Annotated in this window: 15 protein-coding genes; 5 read left to right on the forward strand and 10 right to left on the reverse strand. The window is 55.2% G+C overall.

The features are described from left to right. Positions 1-30 precede the first annotated feature (30 nt). Positions 31-966: an ArsR/SmtB family transcription factor gene (locus B2310_RS04390; protein ID WP_290728965.1), complete on the forward strand. Its 936-nt coding sequence runs from the start codon at positions 31-33 to the stop codon at positions 964-966. On the opposite strand, the gene B2310_RS04395 is transcribed toward B2310_RS04390, so the two are convergent. Further along, positions 967-1,521 carry a ribonuclease domain-containing protein gene (locus B2310_RS04395; RefSeq protein WP_290723160.1) on the reverse strand — a complete coding sequence of 185 codons (555 nt, stop codon included), beginning with the start codon at positions 1,519-1,521 and terminating at the stop codon, positions 967-969. Positions 1,522-1,637: 116 nt separating this feature from the next. Between B2310_RS04395 and hisC the strand changes: the two genes are divergently transcribed. Both hisC and B2310_RS04405 read left to right on the forward strand, forming a co-directional pair. Further along, the gene (hisC, locus tag B2310_RS04400) at positions 1,638-2,747 is read left to right on the forward strand and encodes a histidinol-phosphate transaminase (RefSeq protein ID WP_173381297.1); all 1,110 of its coding nucleotides are present in this window, start codon (positions 1,638-1,640) and stop codon (positions 2,745-2,747) included. Beyond that, on the forward strand, positions 2,711-3,517 hold the full coding sequence (locus B2310_RS04405) for a pseudouridine synthase (RefSeq protein WP_290728967.1): 807 nt from the start codon (positions 2,711-2,713) through the stop codon (positions 3,515-3,517). The genes hisC and B2310_RS04405 overlap by 37 nt, the downstream gene beginning before the upstream one ends. Here the strand turns inward: B2310_RS04405 and B2310_RS04410 are convergent. The 7 genes from B2310_RS04410 to B2310_RS04440 all read right to left on the reverse strand — a co-directional run bounded on the left by B2310_RS04410 (position 3,514) and on the right by B2310_RS04440 (position 13,427). Continuing rightward, on the reverse strand, positions 3,514-4,242 hold the full coding sequence (locus tag B2310_RS04410) for a hypothetical protein (RefSeq protein ID WP_290728969.1): 729 nt from the start codon (positions 4,240-4,242) through the stop codon (positions 3,514-3,516). The two genes, B2310_RS04405 and B2310_RS04410, sit on opposite strands and share 4 nt — an antisense overlap. Continuing rightward, a complete protein-coding gene (locus B2310_RS04415) occupies positions 4,230-4,760 on the reverse strand; it encodes a hypothetical protein (protein WP_290728971.1) in 531 nt (176 codons plus the stop codon). Before B2310_RS04415 ends, B2310_RS04410 begins: the two co-directional genes overlap by 13 nt. A 54-nt stretch (positions 4,761-4,814) precedes the next feature. Further along, a complete protein-coding gene (locus B2310_RS04420; protein WP_290728973.1) occupies positions 4,815-6,497 on the reverse strand; it encodes a glycoside hydrolase family 9 protein in 1,683 nt (560 codons plus the stop codon). 77 nt (positions 6,498-6,574) lie between these two features. Beyond that, positions 6,575-7,264, reverse strand: a complete 690-nt coding sequence (ftsE, locus tag B2310_RS04425; protein WP_290723174.1) for a cell division ATP-binding protein FtsE — start codon at positions 7,262-7,264, stop codon at positions 6,575-6,577. A gap of 32 nt (positions 7,265-7,296) precedes the next feature. Continuing rightward, the gene (locus B2310_RS04430) at positions 7,297-8,583 is read right to left on the reverse strand and encodes a peptidylprolyl isomerase (protein ID WP_290728975.1); all 1,287 of its coding nucleotides are present in this window, start codon (positions 8,581-8,583) and stop codon (positions 7,297-7,299) included. Then, on the reverse strand, positions 8,580-9,398 hold the full coding sequence (locus B2310_RS04435) for a hypothetical protein (protein ID WP_290723179.1): 819 nt from the start codon (positions 9,396-9,398) through the stop codon (positions 8,580-8,582). The genes B2310_RS04430 and B2310_RS04435 overlap by 4 nt, the downstream gene beginning before the upstream one ends. 45 nt (positions 9,399-9,443) lie before the next feature. After that, positions 9,444-13,427, reverse strand: a complete 3,984-nt coding sequence (locus B2310_RS04440; RefSeq protein WP_290728977.1) for a DUF3418 domain-containing protein — start codon at positions 13,425-13,427, stop codon at positions 9,444-9,446. 102 nt (positions 13,428-13,529) lie between these two features. Between B2310_RS04440 and B2310_RS04445 the strand changes: the two genes are divergently transcribed. Beyond that, positions 13,530-14,612, forward strand: coding sequence for a S66 peptidase family protein (locus tag B2310_RS04445; protein ID WP_290728979.1), 1,083 nt, complete (start codon positions 13,530-13,532; stop codon positions 14,610-14,612). Between the two features lie 9 nt (positions 14,613-14,621). On the opposite strand, the gene B2310_RS04450 is transcribed toward B2310_RS04445, so the two are convergent. Beyond that, positions 14,622-14,762, reverse strand: a complete 141-nt coding sequence (locus tag B2310_RS04450; RefSeq protein WP_012820363.1) for a hypothetical protein — start codon at positions 14,760-14,762, stop codon at positions 14,622-14,624. Positions 14,763-14,764: 2 nt separating this feature from the next. Then, positions 14,765-15,679: a dTDP-4-dehydrorhamnose reductase gene (gene rfbD / locus B2310_RS04455; RefSeq protein WP_173381306.1), complete on the reverse strand. Its 915-nt coding sequence runs from the start codon at positions 15,677-15,679 to the stop codon at positions 14,765-14,767. Positions 15,680-15,757: 78 nt separating this feature from the next. Here rfbD and B2310_RS04460 point away from each other — a divergent pair, with 78 nt between their 5' ends. After that, positions 15,758-15,970: a hypothetical protein gene (locus B2310_RS04460; protein WP_290728980.1), complete on the forward strand. Its 213-nt coding sequence runs from the start codon at positions 15,758-15,760 to the stop codon at positions 15,968-15,970. Positions 15,971-15,973 lie beyond the last annotated feature (3 nt).

Consider the following 15,973-nt stretch of genomic DNA (forward strand, 5'->3'; position numbering starts at 1 on the left):
GTAAAGTTAAATAATTATATTGCATAGCGTATGCAACGCGAACCGATTACCCCGACGATGGATTTGTTCGGCGCCATTTCCGACGAGATGCGCCTCAAGATTCTGATGCTCCTCGACATTGCGGAATTTACCGTCAACGAAATCAAGGATATTCTCGACATCCACCAGAGCAACGCGAGCCGCCACCTCTCGAAGCTTTCCGCCTGCGGCCTCCTCAAGGACAGGCGCGATGGCATCAAGGCCTACTACCGCCTGAGCGAAGAACTCCTGCTCAGCAACCGCGTGCTTTCCGTAATCCGCGACGCATACGGCGAACTTGCTGACAAGGATATCCTGCGTTGCCGGGCCGAACAGGTGCTCGAAGAACGCACCGACCAGACCAAGGGGCAAATCCACAAGCTGAACCAGGCGGGCGGAAGCCTCAAGGCGCAAATCAGCCTGTTCAGCAAGCTTATGATTCCCTTTGAAAACGCGGTCGATATCGGGTGCGGCGAAGGCGGCGACCTCTCGCTCATGCTCGCAAGCCGCTGCAAGAACGTCACCTCGCTCGACTACGACCCGAAGGTCATCAGCGGGCTTACGAAAATCCTGAAGCAGAAGGGCATCAAGAACATCACGCCGAAAGTCGCCGACATGACAAAGACAGGCCTCCCCGACGACTACGCCGACCTCGTGCTCATGAGCCAGGTGCTGCACCACGCGACAGACCCGCGACTCGCCCTCAAGGAGGCTGTGCGCATCCTCAAGCCGGGCGGAACGCTTGCTTTCCTTGACCTCGCACAGCACAAGGAAGAATCGTTCCGCACTACGCACGGGCACATCTGGCTGGGCTTTGACCGCGGCCAGCTCGAGTTCTTCATGAAGGAATTCAACTGCAAGATTCTCGAAAGCGAAATTATCCCGAGCGAGAACGAGGTGGACAAGAAACTCCCCGTCATCTGCATGATTTTGACGAAAGAGAACTAATTAACGGATTTTCAGCTGAGTGAAAGATTCGTAGTGGTCTGACGTGTAGTAGATTACGCAGTCCGGCTGGTACACGAGTCTTTTGGTTCCGCGATTTGCTCCGGAATAATCCACGTCGGCTTCGTGGTAAGAACCTTCGGGCAACGTCTCGTGAAAGTTCTCCGGATTCGAGGCCAAATTGTCAAAGTTGTCGCCACCGATCATTACACCGATTGTGGTCAACGGGTTGAAATTCCACTTTTCGAATGTATTTCCCGTCTTGGATTCGTAAAGCTTTTTGCCTTCGTTCTTGCCGACATAGTTCGCGGGCAACTTGTCGAACTTGCACAGGTATGCAGCCACGGAATCCCTGGTCGTGTACAGGCCGGTTTCCTCTACAACCTCGTAGATGCGTTTGGCATCTGCATCGGACGATTCTGCGACACTGCTCGAAGAAACCTTTTTGAAGCTAGGCGAGGAATCATCACTGCCGACAGGCTCTCCCGTCGCGGTGCATGCAGCAAAAAAAAATGCGGCAAGACCGGCAAGTAGAATCTTTATGGAAACATTCTTCATACGATAAATATACATTAAAAAGGCCCAAGCACACAAAACAGCAAGGCAACAGACGATAAAAGAACTATATTGTGGGCGATTACTAAAAACTATTAACTATCAACTGGCAACAAAAAATGGATATTAACGAACTCGCACAACAGCACATCTTGAAGCAGCCCGTCTACGTGACCGGCAAACCCATCGCCTACACCGCCCGCGAATTCGGCCTCGACCCGAAAGACGTGGACAAGCTCGCGAGTAACGAAAACCCCGTAGGCCCGAGCCCGAAGGGCATGGAAGAGGCCCGCAAGGCCCTGGAAGAAGTGAACCTTTACCCGGACGGCGGCAGCTACGACCTCATCGGAAAGATTGCAGAGTTCCGCGGCGTGAAGCGCGAACAGATTGCCGTGGGTAACGGCAGCAACGAGCTCCTGGACATGATCGCCCAGGTGTTCCTCGGCGAGGGCTGCGAAGCCGTGATGGGCAAGCACTCCTTCGCCGTCTACAAACTCGCCACTATGGCGATGAACGCGAAGATTGTTGAAGTCGACATGCCGGCCCCCGCCTACAACTACGACCTCAAGGCCATGCGCGCCGCCGTGAACGAGAAGACCCGCATCGTGTTCCTCGCGAACCCGAACAACCCGACGGGCTCCGACCTCACCGCCAAGGAAATTCTCGACTTCGCCGACAGCCTGCCCGAAACCTGCGTGCTCGTGATGGACGAAGCCTACACCGAATTCATCGAAGACACGCCGGAGCTCGTCCCGGATTTCAAGAGCCGCATCGATGCCGGCAGGAACATCATCTGCTGCCGCACGTTCAGCAAGATTTACGGCCTCGCGGGGCTGCGCGTGGGCTACTGCATCACCCGCCCCGAAATCGTCGGCCTCATCAACCGCGTGCGCGAACCGTTCAACGTGAACAGCATCGCCCAGGCGGCCGCCATCGGCGCCCTTGACGACCAGGAATTCGTGAACAAGGTCCGCGAAATCAACAAGAAGGGCCTCGAACAGCTCAAGGCCGGCTTCCGCGAAATGGGCCTCCCCTATGTGGATAGCCACGCGAACTTCATCGCCGTAAGCGGTTTCAAGGATCCGATGGACGCGTTCAAGTTCCTGCAGATGAAGGGCACCATCATCCGTCCGCAGCCTGCCATGGGCGACGTGCTCCGCATTACCGTGGGCACCGAAGCGCAGAACGAAAAATGCCTCAAAAACATCAAGGCATATCTCGGCAAGTAAAGGCTCACGGAGTCGCGCGAGTCATCTCGAAGCGTGGCTTCTGTAGCCGCAGCGCAGCAGAAAACCTGGTCCGCGAGGGCCGGGTTTCTTTGCGTGGTAAAATCGTGCGCACCCCCGAAACGCCCGCCTACGAGAACGACGAAATCCTTGTGGACGGCACGCCAGTCGAGGCCGCCCAGAAGTTCTATTTCGCAATGAACAAGCCCCGCGGAATCGTCACTACCGCAAGCGACGAAAAAGGCCGCAAGACCGTGATGGACTTGTTCCGCGAAGAATACGCCAAGATGTTCCCCTGCAGGCCCGTACCGCACATATCGCCGGTGGGCCGCCTCGACGCCGCCAGCGAAGGATTGTTGCTTTTTACGAACGACACGCAACGGGCCGACACACTGCTGAGTCAAACCCGCTGTCATTCTGGAGCCGCAGGCGATAGAATCCACAAGCAATCCCACTTGAAAATCTACCGCGTGCAGGTCGCGGGCAAACCTTCCGCTGACGACCTTGCGAAAATGGAAGCCGGCTTCAACGTACCGCCCCGCGTCTTCGGCGAAAAGGAAGAATTCATGCATGCCGAGCGCGCAGCCATCGCGAGCGTTGGCGAAAAGAACTGCTGGCTCGAAATTGAATTGTCCGAGGGCAAGAACCGTGAAATCCGCCGCATGCTCGCCCACCTCGGCTACGAAGTCATGCGGCTCATGCGCATCCAGTTCGACAAATACACACTGGGCAATTTAAAGCCAGGCGAAATCAGGGAAATCAAGCCACTTTAAAACAACTTACTGGCGGCGGTCAACGACAAACCCAAGTGGAAATTATTCCATTCATCGACGGGGTCGCGTTTCGGGTTCTCCCCTATCCGGAATCTATCGTCGCCATATTCTTCGTTATTGGGGCCAGCGGCAGTGACGTGAAATCCCGCAGTCAAGGTGAACCCGACAAGGTAATATTCCGATATGCTCCAGAGTTTGCCCGCCTCGACCTTGAAGCCGACATCAAAATCACAATACTCCATCCCATAATTTTCCCACTGGTTGTCGCTCCACATGAAAGAGAGCGTAGTACCCGCAAACAACCCGTACAAGGCAGAGTTTTTGGACGTGAAGGGGAAAACCTTGAGCCCGAAGCCGAAGAGCGGGCGGACCATAATCTCGGTTTCGGCGTATTCATCCTTGTCGCGGGAATAAAGTTTGTAGCGTGAATCGCCTATCGATACGAAAAGACCGAAATCCAACAAGAAGACGAACCTTTCGCCAGGAGAAAATCCCGCCTGCACACCGAGCATCGGGCCGCCACCTTCAAAAGAGAAGATATCGTACGTGAGGTCCTCGTCATAGACCATCTCGTCGCGTTCCGTATCGTGATACCAATGCGTGAAGGATTCCGTCTTGATGCTGTACGACGCATAATGACCACCCAGGGACACCTCGAAATACGCGAACCCCGAATCATCCAAGGCGAGCGCCGCACAGGCCAGGCAAGCAACTAATAGCACCATCCGTGGGAACATTTCAACCTCAGGGCGGCATAATTCACGAACTTGCCACAGGACGTATCCTCGGGCGGCAGGAATTTCTCGAACTCAAAATCTCCACGGACGGAGCGTTCGTCATATTCCACAAAGCGGAAATTGAGGTCATCCGGTTTCCAGTATTCCGAGTGGCTGTCAATCTCGTACGTGGGCAGTGCAACGACCTTGTCGCCGCAATAGAAGGAGATATCTACAGAAACCTTGTTCTCGCGACCTAGCGAAAACAGGCTGTCGCAAGTGTCCCTGCAAACAATCCTATTCACCGAATCCTGTACTACGGATGTATCCGCCCAGACCGTGTCCCCGGCCTGGTACGTAACGCGTAATTCTAGGGAATCTACCTTGTCGGGCTTATATGCAGCAATGTCTGTCCAGTATTCGGGATCGCCCCATTCATCCACTGGGTCACAGGCCATGCAACAGAATGCAAGCCACGCCAAAACGAGCGCGTAAAACACTGCAAATCTGAACCTGATAGACTTCATCAAGTTCTAATATATAAACAAATTAAATGTTGTGCAACAGGCGCCGGTTAAAAATCAGCAGCAGAAGCTGAGTGCCGCAACCAGCGGGGCATTCCAGTTGATGGCGGTCTCGTTGCTCGCAAAGGAGCAACGTTCGTCCGTGTACGAGAATCCCGGCTGCGGGCCCGGATAATGCGGGAACCTGTGCATGTCCTGCCTGTCGGCATTGATGCCGCCCGCGAGAAGCCCGGGGATAGGTTCCGCGATGCCGTCGGAATGGCTTATGCGATGATGGATGAACTTCGGGGAGCTCCACGCGGAACCCGTCACGAAGCAACGGTCCACCGGATTCTTGCCGAAAATAAAGTCGAGCATGCGCTTTGCACAGTCCGCATAAGCGGCCGACGGGAACCATTCGTTTGCGAGGAACAACGTTAGCGCGTGGTTCGCAATTTCGCCGTTGGAACCCCATACGAACTTGCGGATAGAAAGCCCGTAGGCATCTTCGGCAGCAAGCTTCACGATCTTGTCCGCAACGCCCTTCAGCGTGTTGCGTGCGCGCACCTGCAAGTCAAGGTCCTGCGACTGCAACGCAAGCGCAATCCAGCCCAGGTTCTGCGTATCGCGCCAGCTCATGCCCAAATCGGGCGGGCATTTTTCCATGTCCGACAGCAGATGATTCCTGAAGTGGTCGCAATCATCCCGTTCGCAATCCGCGCAAATCTTGATACTTCCGCAGACCTCGCGGAACAGCATCGCGCGCGCCCAGAAGAACTCGTCATCGTAGCGCTCGTCACCATACCCGCCGCTACCCTCGGTATTGTGCGGGTAAGTGACATCGGGATTCTCGACGGCCCAGCGGTAAGCACGGAGGGATGCATCCAGGCACTGCTTCGCAAATCCAGGATACGCACGGGCAAACACGTGATGCGCCTGCGCAAGAGCACCTGCAAAATTCAGTGTCGATGTGGTCGATTTCCCCAGAATCTGGCGTTTCTGCAGGGCATCGGACTGCGACGGCGAAACAAAACCGTCCCAGCGCACCGGCGACACCTTGAAGAACACGCCACCGTCATCGTCCTGCATGCGGAGGAAAAATTCAAGTTCGAACCGGATTTCCTCGAGCAAGTTCGCACGGAACGAGCCCGCGTCGAAAAAGTCAGCATTGGCGAAAGTCACACGCCGGTCATCCGCGAATTCGGCAGCCAGAAGGAGCGTCGCCACCGAAACGCCGCCATTCACGATATACTTGCCGTAGTCGCCCGCATCGTACCAGCCGCCATGCGCATTCCAGGTTCCCTTCCGTTCCATGCTCGGGTGGAATTCGATATTGTCATCCAGATGGGCCGCAGGCCTCGCCCATTTCCCTGCACGGTCCGGAGTCAGTTCCACGCCGCAACGCTGGAAATAGAACGAGCGGAGCGCCGACGAAAGCTGTTCCAGCACAAGCCTGTCCGAAATTTCGAAGAATTTGGATTCGGCAAGCACGTTCCCCTTCGCGTTGATTACCGAAACACGATACTTTCCCGACTTTTTGATTGTCGAAAAATCCCCTTCCCATACAAATTCGTCCGTATAGGTGCATGGCCCCTTCTCAGCCATCGAGGCACCGAACACGCGTTCCCCGTTTTCGGAAAGGATTTCGAACCAGGGCTGAATCCCCTTCAGGGGATTGTCCACCACGTCGCACGACAGCAAAAACACCTTCGGCCCCCTGGGGGCGTAGCCGACATGGTTGTAGCGGACGCTGAAATTCATGCCCTAAGAATAAATTTTTCACAACCCAAAAGAAAGGGCCTTGACCTCTTTTCCGTTTACAAAAATAACCAGCGCGATTAAATCAGGTCACGGGTCAGGAGTTCGCCGTGGTCAAGCACCAGGCGGCGGAAGGGGCTATTCAGGTAAAAGTCCGGATTATGCGTCGCCATCACCACGGTCGTCCCGCGGGCATTGATTTCCTTGAAAATCTTGAACACCTCGTCGGCGTTTTTCGGGTCGAGGTTTCCGGTCGGTTCGTCCGCAAGGAGCAAGTACGGGTTGTGCACCATCGCGCGGGCAATCGCCACACGCTGCTGTTCACCGCCCGAAAGCGTATAGGGCATCGCAAATCGTTTCTGGCTTATCCCCACCAGGGCAAGCGCATCAAAAACGGCCGCATTTATCTTGCTGCTCGGGGTTCCCACAATGCGGAGCGCGAGCGCCACGTTCTCGAAAACGTTCCTGTCGGGCAAAAGCTTGAAATCCTGGAAGATGATTCCCATCTTGCGGCGGAACGCCTGTATCCTGTTGTCCGGGGAACTCTTGCTGTCGTAAACGCAATCGCCGGTGAATTTCACCATCACCTGGCCACCGCGTTCCGCATCCGGACGTTCGTCCATATAAATTAACTTGAGCACGGTTGACTTTCCCGCACCCGAATGGCCAGTCAGGAACACGAATTCACCCTTGTTGATACGGAAGGTGATATTGTTCAGCGCCTTCCAGTTGTCCTCGTAGGACTTTGTCACGTGGGTGAAGTGAATCATGGTGAACCTCGCGTCTCGCGACTTTCCCGAAGCTATTCCGTCATGCGGATTTCGATATGGACTTCCTCGCGCCACTTCTTGATGAGCGCGTTCAGTTTCTCGTTTTCCAGGTGGTTTGCCGCCATCGCCTCGATCTTACCGTAATCCTCTTCGAGCGTGAGTTCACGAATCTGGCGGGAATCGTCCAGGCGGAACAAATGGTAAGAACCGTCGATTTCTACCGGAGCCGACACTTCGCCCACATTCAAGTTCGCAACCGGTTCGACATACGCAGGTTCCATCTCGTTTTTCTGGAACCAGCCCAGAAGCCCGCCAGCAAAGTTGCTCGACTTGTCCGTACTGAACTTTTTGGCGGCCAACGAGAAATCGGCCTTCGTTTTAATCGTGGTCCGGAGTGAATCGGCAAGACGCAATACGCGGGCAGAATCAGCAGCCGTCGGAATCGTACGGAGAAGGATGTGCGCCGAACGGACGCCATCTTCCTTACGGCCGATTACACGAACGATATGCCAGCCGCGGTCCGTCTTGACAGGGGTCGAATAGTACTGGCCGTTCTTCAGCTGATCGAGAGCGCGTTCAAATGCCGGATCCAGAAGTCCGCGCCTAAAGTAACCGAGATCGCCGCCCTTTTCGGCAGATGAATCCTGCGAATGATTCTTGGCCAGAAGTTCGAACTTGATTCCATAATTCAGGCTGTCGATAAGCGCTTCCGCAATCCGCTTCACGGAATCCACGATAGCGGGATCCGGTTCAATCTTCAACTGGATATGGCTCAGCTGCACGCAGTTGAACTGGCGCGGCAGGGAATCCTTGTAGGCCTTGTAAAAAGCGTCCACTTCTTTTTTCGTGGGGCTCACCGCACCCACATGGCGCTGGCGCACACGCTGGGTCTCGACATGGCTACGGATCTGCTTTGCAAGCTGGTCGCGGTACTGCGCCATGCTCACACCGAGCTGCGAACGGATAGCCTTTTCAAGCGTCGCCATGTTGATGTTCTGGCTTGCCGCAAGCTGGGTCAGGTGCGCCGTTACGCGCTGGTCGATTTCGGCATCGCTCACCACGATGGAATCACGGTCGATACGGCTCAAAAGAACTTTTTCTTCGATCAACTTGTCGAGAACGTAATCTTTCTGCTCCTGCTCGCTCATCGAGGCAGCCGTAGGAGTCTCCTGGAAATGGTAAAGATTGTTCAAGAACTCCGAACGCATAATGGGCTTGCCGTCGACAATCGCCGCAATGCCTTCCATAAGCACCGGGGCGGCAAAAGACGCCGACAAAAGGGTTCCCAGAGCAAAAACTAACAGACCAAACTTTTTCATTGGCTTTCCTTTTCATTAAACACGTTCATCTTCGAAAAGATAGGACGCTTCATTTTCCATTCTTTCTTGAGGCGATCCATGACAGCCCTGCGATGCTCAATCCACACCATGTTGGACACGTCTTCGGACACTTCCTTGTAAGGACGGACATCGGCAGAATCCAGACGTTCCGTGACCACCGCCATCTTGAGCGCCCCATTGCAATAGCGCATTACGGAGAGTTTCCCGAGAGGATAGCTCACGATATCGGGAATCATGCAAGAATCCGGCGTGGCAGCCACGTTCTCGAACTCCACAATCGAACTAACCTGGGGAGTCTGCGTCGGGACCACATTGAACACGCGGGTTTTCATTTCCTTATAGTAGGCATCGGCACTCGCCCAATCTTTGAAATGGAGGATAGCACCCGACACGGTCGTCTTTCCACGGAGATAGTCATTCCGGTGCGTCTGGTAGTAGTTCAGTTTTTCGCTGTCCCCTATCATCATGGTATCGGCAAACGTCTGCAGGTAGAAATCGACCACCATCTTGCGAATCGTGCTTTCGATCTGCGTCGAAAGGATGGTGTCGTTCATGACATTCGCATCCATCGCCTCTTGGTAGATAACCTCTTCGTCAATCCAGCGTTCCAGAAAGCCCAGTTTTTCACGGTCGGAAATGGAATCCCACTGCGGCACCATGCGATAGACTTCAGACTGCGTAAGTTTCCTGTTTCCAACCGATACCACGACCGGATCATCCTTGCCGAACGGCAGGTTACACGCCGAAAGGCAAAGGAAAACAAGACACGCCAGTATTTTCTCAAATAGTTTCATCGCCCCAAATTTAGCAAATTTGACCCGTCCAAGGCCAATCTTCAACTATTTCAGGCGACCGAAACGCCCCTTGAGTTTGGCAAGGGCATCGTCTTCGATGATTTCTTCGCTATCGTCGCCCTTGCGCTTGAACTTGAGGATTTCAAAATCCTCAATCATGGCTGATGCCTGCAGGTAGAGCTCGGGGTATTCCGCATCGTCCTGCTGCATGCGTTCCATTTTCGAGAGGATTTCGCGGGCATTTTTGAGTTCGTGGTCCTTCATGAAGCGGGCCTTGAGGAAGGGGCGGAACTTTTCACGAAGGTCCTTGACGGAGAGGTCGACTTTATCGCCGATTGAAGATGCAAGCAACTTGTCGCCGGCATCAAGTGAGCTACCGAGCGCGGCCAATCTTTCGAACAAAGTATTTTCCTTGTGGTCAGGCAGGTAGAGCGCCACGATTTTCGAGATGGACTTGTTCTTTGCCATGAGCGCGGCGATGGCATCGCGGGCATGGTCTCCGCCCTGGCGCATCGCCACCGAGAATTCGCGGAGGATCTCCCAAATTTTCACGAAAGCGTCGGCCCCGAGAAGCGCCGATTCATAAGTTGCACGCACGAGCGCGAGGCGCATCTCTTCGTCTTCGCTGCGGGTGTTTGCGGCAAGATTCTTGAAGTCGCGAATTTTCTTGCCACGGGAATACTCGAGGCCCGAAAAACGCACGCAACGGTTTGCGTCCAGATTGTCGGCAGCGAGCGACTTCAAAACCCACGACTTGAGAGCCGTCTTGAAACCGTCGGAATAGAGGCCGCCCGTCTCGAGCATATTCAGGCGATCAACGATAAGCGAGGAGTCCCCCTCTGTCATCCCCGACCCGGTCGGCGATCTTCCTTCCACGCGCTTGCGGAACGATTGCCAGAAGGCAGATTCTGCCGGGGTCATGAGCGCCGATTCGCCCAAGCGCCAGCCAAAGCGCATGTCGCCAAGCGCAAAGTCGATACCGAACGTTACGAGGACGGGGCGCACCGCCGCAAAGAGCCTGAAACTTCCCCATTCCGGGTTAATCTCGCAAGGGAATTTTTCCGCAAAGCCCTGCTTGAAGATTCTCGCATGAATCCGCAGGTGGTTTTCCATTTCGGGCGTGACCGTCGGGATATCGCAATCGAGCTGCTTGATTTCGGCAAAGACCTCGTAGAGGCTAAAAAGCGGGGCCTTGTGCGGGTTCGCCTTGAGCTTGTCGCAGAAGGCGTCATCGATAAACGCGCGTTTGCCTTCCAACTGCTTTTTTGCAGCCTTGGGCATCTCGCGGATAATGGATTCTGTCATCCATTCGCGCCACTGGTGAATCGAAAGTGCAAGCGTCGCAGGCGTCACCTGCGGGAGCATGTCGTAAGGCAGGTCCAGTGTAATGCCGTCGCAGTCGCGCATCGCATCAAACACCATCTCGCCCACCACCATGCGGCTAGAGCCGTCGAGCCCTTCGATGCGGAACTGTTCGAGGGAGCCGCCGAGAGTGGGCTCCTGCGGTTTTGCAGCCTTCTTCTTGTCGCCCTTCGCCAGGGCATCGAAAGCGCGGTTGCTGAAACCCGAATCCGTATAGCTTACACCCGTTTCGCTCTGCTCCAACCAGAACTTCGCATCGAATTTGAGGAACTGGTCCGTGTGTTCGCGGATGTAGTCCTTGAGCGTCTTGATGGAATTGACTTCATGCGCAATGCGCGTGTAGTAATCCACCAGGGCGTCTTCGCTCGGGGCAAGCCCGAATTGGCGCTTGCGGGCTTCCAACGCATGCAAGTCATCGACCACACGCTCGTTGTGCGTCATGAATGCGAAGGGGCGCGCCATCTGACCAAGCACAACGGCCTCGCGCCAGAAAATCTCGGCACATTCATCGGGGTTCACGCGGGCGAAATCCACGCGGTGGCCGCGGCTAATCACGAGCCCGCGGAAGCTCACCTCTTCCACCGCTTCCACGAAACCGCGTTCCTGGTTCCATGTGGGCGCATACCAGCGGCGCGTGCAGAAAGGATCCGCCACCTGCATAATCCATTCGGGCTTGATTTCAGCAGCCTTGTTCAGGAATATGCGGCTGGTCTCCCGCACCTCGGCACTAAAAAGCCATTCCACGCTCTTGCCGTAAAGGTCACTGCCCGGGAACACGTGCGTCTCGCGCCCGCTCACTAGGCGATAGCAACCGTTCTCGATATCGCGCAGGGCAATACCGCCTAGGAATCCCGAAAGAAGCGCAATGTGCAGGTTGTCGCGATGGAAACTGTCGAGCGGGCACACGCGATTCTCGAATTTCACGTCGAGGATGCGCCCGAACTGTTCGTACAGATCGATCCATTCGCGGCAACGCAAAAAATGAAGGCTGTTCTTGTCGCAGAACTTGCGCAACTTATTCCAGGTCTTGCCATCCCATTCGGCACAGAAGGCATTCCACATGCAGATGAACGTGAGGAAATCGCTCTTGTGCCCCGCGAACCTGCGGTGCAGTTGGCGGATGCGGGTGCGTTCGGGTTCTTCGCTCGGCACCACGCGCGGGTCCTGGATGGAGAGCGCCGAGCAGACAATCAGCGCGGGCTGCAATACGCCGGCATTCCGCGCCCGCAGGAGCACCGCCGAGAGTGCCACGTCCATCGGGAGGCGCGTCATCTCGCGGCCAAGCTTGGTCACATGCCCGCTGGCATTGTCGGCGGTAAGCGCACCGAGTTCAAAAAGCGTCTTGTACGCGCCACGGAACGCCGAATGCGGTGGCGACTGCAGGAACGGGAAGTTCTCGAGTTCCAGCCCGAGGCTGCGCAACTGCAGGACAACGTTCGCAAGATTACTCCGCCGGATTTCCGGCTCCGTAAACTCGTCGCGCTTCTCGAAATCCTCGGGAGAATAGAGACGGATGCAAACACCGGGCTTTACGCGCCCCGCACGCCCTGTGCGCTGCCGCGCAGACGCTTTCGAGATATCCTCGACAGGCAATCCTTGGATACGCGACTGCGCATTGTAGCGCGAGATGCGCGCAGTACCCGTATCCACCACGTAGGCGATTCCCGGAATCGTGAGCGACGTTTCAGCGATGTTCGTCGCAAGCACCACGCGGGTCTTTTCCGTATGCCTGAAAATGCGTCGCTGTTCATCGGGGCTCATGCGCCCATAAAGCGGGAGGATATCGAACGTCGCGGAGTCCAGTTCGTGCGCAAGTTCGCCCGCCAAGTCCTGGATGTCACGTTCCGTCGGCAAAAAGCAAAGCAGGTGGTCGCGGTGGCGCGTTTCCAAATCTAGAATCGCATCGCGCGCCTCGTCGAGCAAGCCCGAATCGCCCTTGCCGCTGGTGTCTCGGCCCGTATTGTCATCCCCGCGAAGGCGGGGATCTCCATTCCCGCCGCCGAAATAATACTCCACATCGACGGGGAAAGTTCTTCCCTCGGCTTCGAGCACGCAACTGTTGTCGTAAAATTCCTCGAAAAGTTTGGCATCGAGCGTCGCCGACGCCACAATCAGCTTGAAATCCGGGCGAGCCTGCAGAACCGTCTTGAAAATGCCGAGCAAGATGTCGATGTTCAGCGAGCGCTCGTGCGCCTCGTCAATCACGATGGCCGAATACTGCCTAAAGAGCCTGTCGCGGCGGAATTCCTGCAACAAAATGCCGTCCGTCATCACCTTGATGGGGGCGTCACTCTGGCCCTGTTCCCAAAAGCGGATCTTCGTGGAGACAAGCGTTTCGTCCTTGAGTTCTTCGCGCAGGCGGTCCGCAATGGAAATCGCCGCCAGCCTGCGGGGCTCCGTCACACCTATTTTGAAACCACTCATGTCATCCCCGCCTTCGCGGGGATCCCCTTCTCGAACACCATCCACGAGATTCTCGCCTTCGCGAGAATGACGAACTGTAGCATACCACTCTAAAAGAAACTTTGGCAACTGCGTCGACTTGCCGGAACCGGTATCTGCCTTGACAATCACTACCTGGTGCTTTTCGAGCATCTCGAAAAACTCTTCACGATGTTCGACAACGGGAAGCTCCGGATACACGATTTTCAAGGTGGACAAATCCATAAGAGCAAAGCGACTACGTTCCACCCAAATATATTAAAATCGGCACCATCTTTTTCAAAAAAGTTTTATCTTTAAGGCAAGCCCCTAGCTACAGAATTGAAAATGAAAAAAATCGTTTTTCCCCTGCTCTTTATCTTGACGTTCCTTGCCCTCACCGCCTGCAAGGAACAAAAGCCCGCCGTCATCCGAATCACCAACGAAAAGACGGCAGTCCCTCCCGCCAAAGCGCCCGCATTCCTCAAGAAGGGCGACAAAATTGCGCTCGTTTCCCCTGCCTACAACACACCCGATTCCAACACCTACAACACCGCCAAAGTCCTTAAGGAATGGGGCTTCGTCCCTGTCATCGGAGAAAACGTCAGCAAACTCTACATGGGCAAATATTCCGGGACGCCCGAAGAACGCGCAAACGACTTCATCAACGCCATCCGCGACACAAGCATCAAGGCCATCATCTGCAACCGCGGCGGTTTCGGCGCCATGCACCTGATCGACCTCATCAACTTCGACGATATCGCGAAGAATCCCAAATGGCTTGTCGGCTTCAGTGAAATTTCCACCCTGCACGCACTGGAAGCAAAGATGGGCAACATGAGCATCCACGGCACCATGAGCGCATTCATCGGGAAGTCCGCCGGACGCGATGCGGGTAGCCTTCTCGTGAAAGACATCCTCCTCGGGAATATACCCACCTACAAGATTCCCGCCAACATCCTGAACCAGAAGGGACACGCCAAGGGAATCCTCGTCGGCGGCAACATGGCATCCTTCGTCCCCCTCATCGGCACGCCCATCGACGTCTACTCCAGGGACAGCATCATCCTCTTTGTCGAAGAGCTAGAAGAAACCATGCGGAATGTCGACCGCATGTTCAGCTCGCTGGAACTCCGTGGCATCATGGGAAACGTGAAGGGCGTCATCATGGGCGATTTCACCGACTGCGATACCGACCTCGATGTCGATAGCGCGCAGGCCATGCTTGCCGAGCGCCTCAAGAAATACAACATCCCCGTCATCAGCGGATTCCCGGCCGGTCACGGAAACGAAAACCTGCCGCTCATCATGGGCGCAGAAGTAGAGATGGATGTTTCCGATTTCGGGGCAACCCTATCGTTCAATGTCGACGGCAAAAAAGAAACCATCTTCACCGACGACTTTATCTTCAAGGCGAACAGGTCCAGATAGACCCTAGATTCACTCCTTGATGTGCCCGCACTTGTCGCAGGTGAGCTTGTAGCTGTTGTCGGGGTCGACGACCATCACGCCGTCGCATTCCGGCACTTCACACGGGAGTTCTCCCGGCATCACTTCGCGGTAGGTTTTCTTCTCTTCCATCGCTAGCCCCCGATTTCCTTCAGGTAACGAGCAAGGGCGTCCTGCCATGTGGGGAGCGGCTTGAAACCGGCTTCCACGAGTTTGCTCTTGTCGAGCCTGCTGTTGAACGGGCGCGCAGCCTTGCTGAGGCCATATTCGGCCGTAGTCACCGGAACGACCTTCGTCGCAAGCCCAGCCTGCCTGTAGATTTCGCAGGTAAAGTCGTACCAGCTGATGAACCCGCCCTCGTTTGTGGCATGGTAGTAACCGTATTTTTCGGTTTCGTTCATGTCGATGAGCAGACGAGAAAGGTCGAGCGTGTATGTCGGCGTTCCAATCTGGTCGTTCACCACGCGCACGGTGTCGTGAGTTTTGCCCACATTGAGCATCGTCTTGATGAAGTTCTTGCCGTTGAGGCCGAACACCCACGCGATACGCACAATAAAGAATTTTTCGAGAGTCCCGCTCACGGCAAGTTCGCCCTCGAGCTTGGTCTGACCGTAAACATTGAGAGGCTTGTAATCCTTGCAGTCGGGCTTCCAGGGTTCCGTTCCCTGGCCATCAAACACGTAGTCCGTGCTGATGTAGGTCATCTTGCAGCCGAGTTTCTTGCAGGCATTCGCGATGTTCTGCGTACCGCCCGCGTTCACCGCACGGACCTTCGCCACATTCGCATCGTCTTCGGCCATATCGACTGCAGTCCATGCAGCACAATGAATCACCGCATCCGGGTTCACTTCCGAAATCGCCTTTTCGACAGCAGCGGCATCCGTAATGTCGAGCTGCACGTAGGGCATCGTCGTCACTGCACTGCCATCGGCAACACCGCTATAGGCGGGAGCCATGTCCGAGCCCACGCCCGTATGCCCGCGCTTCGCAAGTTCATTCATCACGTCGTGGCCCAGCTGGCCACCAACACCCGTCACAAAAAATTTCATAGTAAAACCTCTTGTGCAAAAGATAGTTAATCCTAAAGCCCTTGAACTATGGTTCCTTTCTTTTACTATATTTAACGCATGGCTTATGTTCTTCTGATTCTCGCATCCATTGTCGGCCTTGCCGTATGCGCCTATTTCTGTCGCAAAAACGTTATCGCCATCCACGAGAAAAACAAAAACGAACCCAAGGCCTACAAGCGCGGGCTCAACTACGTCCTCACGGCGCTCTGGTACGGCTACTTGACGGTCTTCTTCGTCGGGTTGACCGTCAACAATTTAGGGAACTGGTAGAGG

Origin of the sequence: Fibrobacter sp. UBA3629, assembly GCF_002374005.1 — a bacterium.
GTDB lineage: Bacteria > Fibrobacterota > Fibrobacteria > Fibrobacterales > Fibrobacteraceae > Fibrobacter.

Bases quoted from the DNA above. Each gene is read 5' to 3' on its own strand.
- B2310_RS04390 (WP_290728965.1), top strand. From the start codon at position 31: ATGCAACGCGAACCGATTACCCCGACGATGGATTTGTTCGGCGCCATT.
- B2310_RS04395 (WP_290723160.1), bottom strand. From the start codon at position 1,521: ATGAAGAATGTTTCCATAAAGATTCTACTTGCCGGTCTTGCCGCATTT.
- hisC (WP_173381297.1), top strand. From the start codon at position 1,638: ATGGATATTAACGAACTCGCACAACAGCACATCTTGAAGCAGCCCGTC.
- B2310_RS04405 (WP_290728967.1), top strand. From the start codon at position 2,711: ATGCCTCAAAAACATCAAGGCATATCTCGGCAAGTAAAGGCTCACGGA.
- B2310_RS04410 (WP_290728969.1), bottom strand. From the start codon at position 4,242: ATGGTGCTATTAGTTGCTTGCCTGGCCTGTGCGGCGCTCGCCTTGGAT.
- B2310_RS04415 (WP_290728971.1), bottom strand. From the start codon at position 4,760: ATGAAGTCTATCAGGTTCAGATTTGCAGTGTTTTACGCGCTCGTTTTG.
- B2310_RS04420 (WP_290728973.1), bottom strand. From the start codon at position 6,497: ATGAATTTCAGCGTCCGCTACAACCATGTCGGCTACGCCCCCAGGGGG.
- ftsE (WP_290723174.1), bottom strand. From the start codon at position 7,264: ATGATTCACTTCACCCACGTGACAAAGTCCTACGAGGACAACTGGAAG.
- B2310_RS04430 (WP_290728975.1), bottom strand. From the start codon at position 8,583: ATGAAAAAGTTTGGTCTGTTAGTTTTTGCTCTGGGAACCCTTTTGTCG.
- B2310_RS04435 (WP_290723179.1), bottom strand. From the start codon at position 9,398: ATGAAACTATTTGAGAAAATACTGGCGTGTCTTGTTTTCCTTTGCCTT.
- B2310_RS04440 (WP_290728977.1), bottom strand. From the start codon at position 13,427: ATGGATTTGTCCACCTTGAAAATCGTGTATCCGGAGCTTCCCGTTGTC.
- B2310_RS04445 (WP_290728979.1), top strand. From the start codon at position 13,530: ATGAAAAAAATCGTTTTTCCCCTGCTCTTTATCTTGACGTTCCTTGCC.
- B2310_RS04450 (WP_012820363.1), bottom strand. From the start codon at position 14,762: ATGGAAGAGAAGAAAACCTACCGCGAAGTGATGCCGGGAGAACTCCCG.
- rfbD (WP_173381306.1), bottom strand. From the start codon at position 15,679: ATGAAATTTTTTGTGACGGGTGTTGGTGGCCAGCTGGGCCACGACGTG.
- B2310_RS04460 (WP_290728980.1), top strand. From the start codon at position 15,758: ATGGCTTATGTTCTTCTGATTCTCGCATCCATTGTCGGCCTTGCCGTA.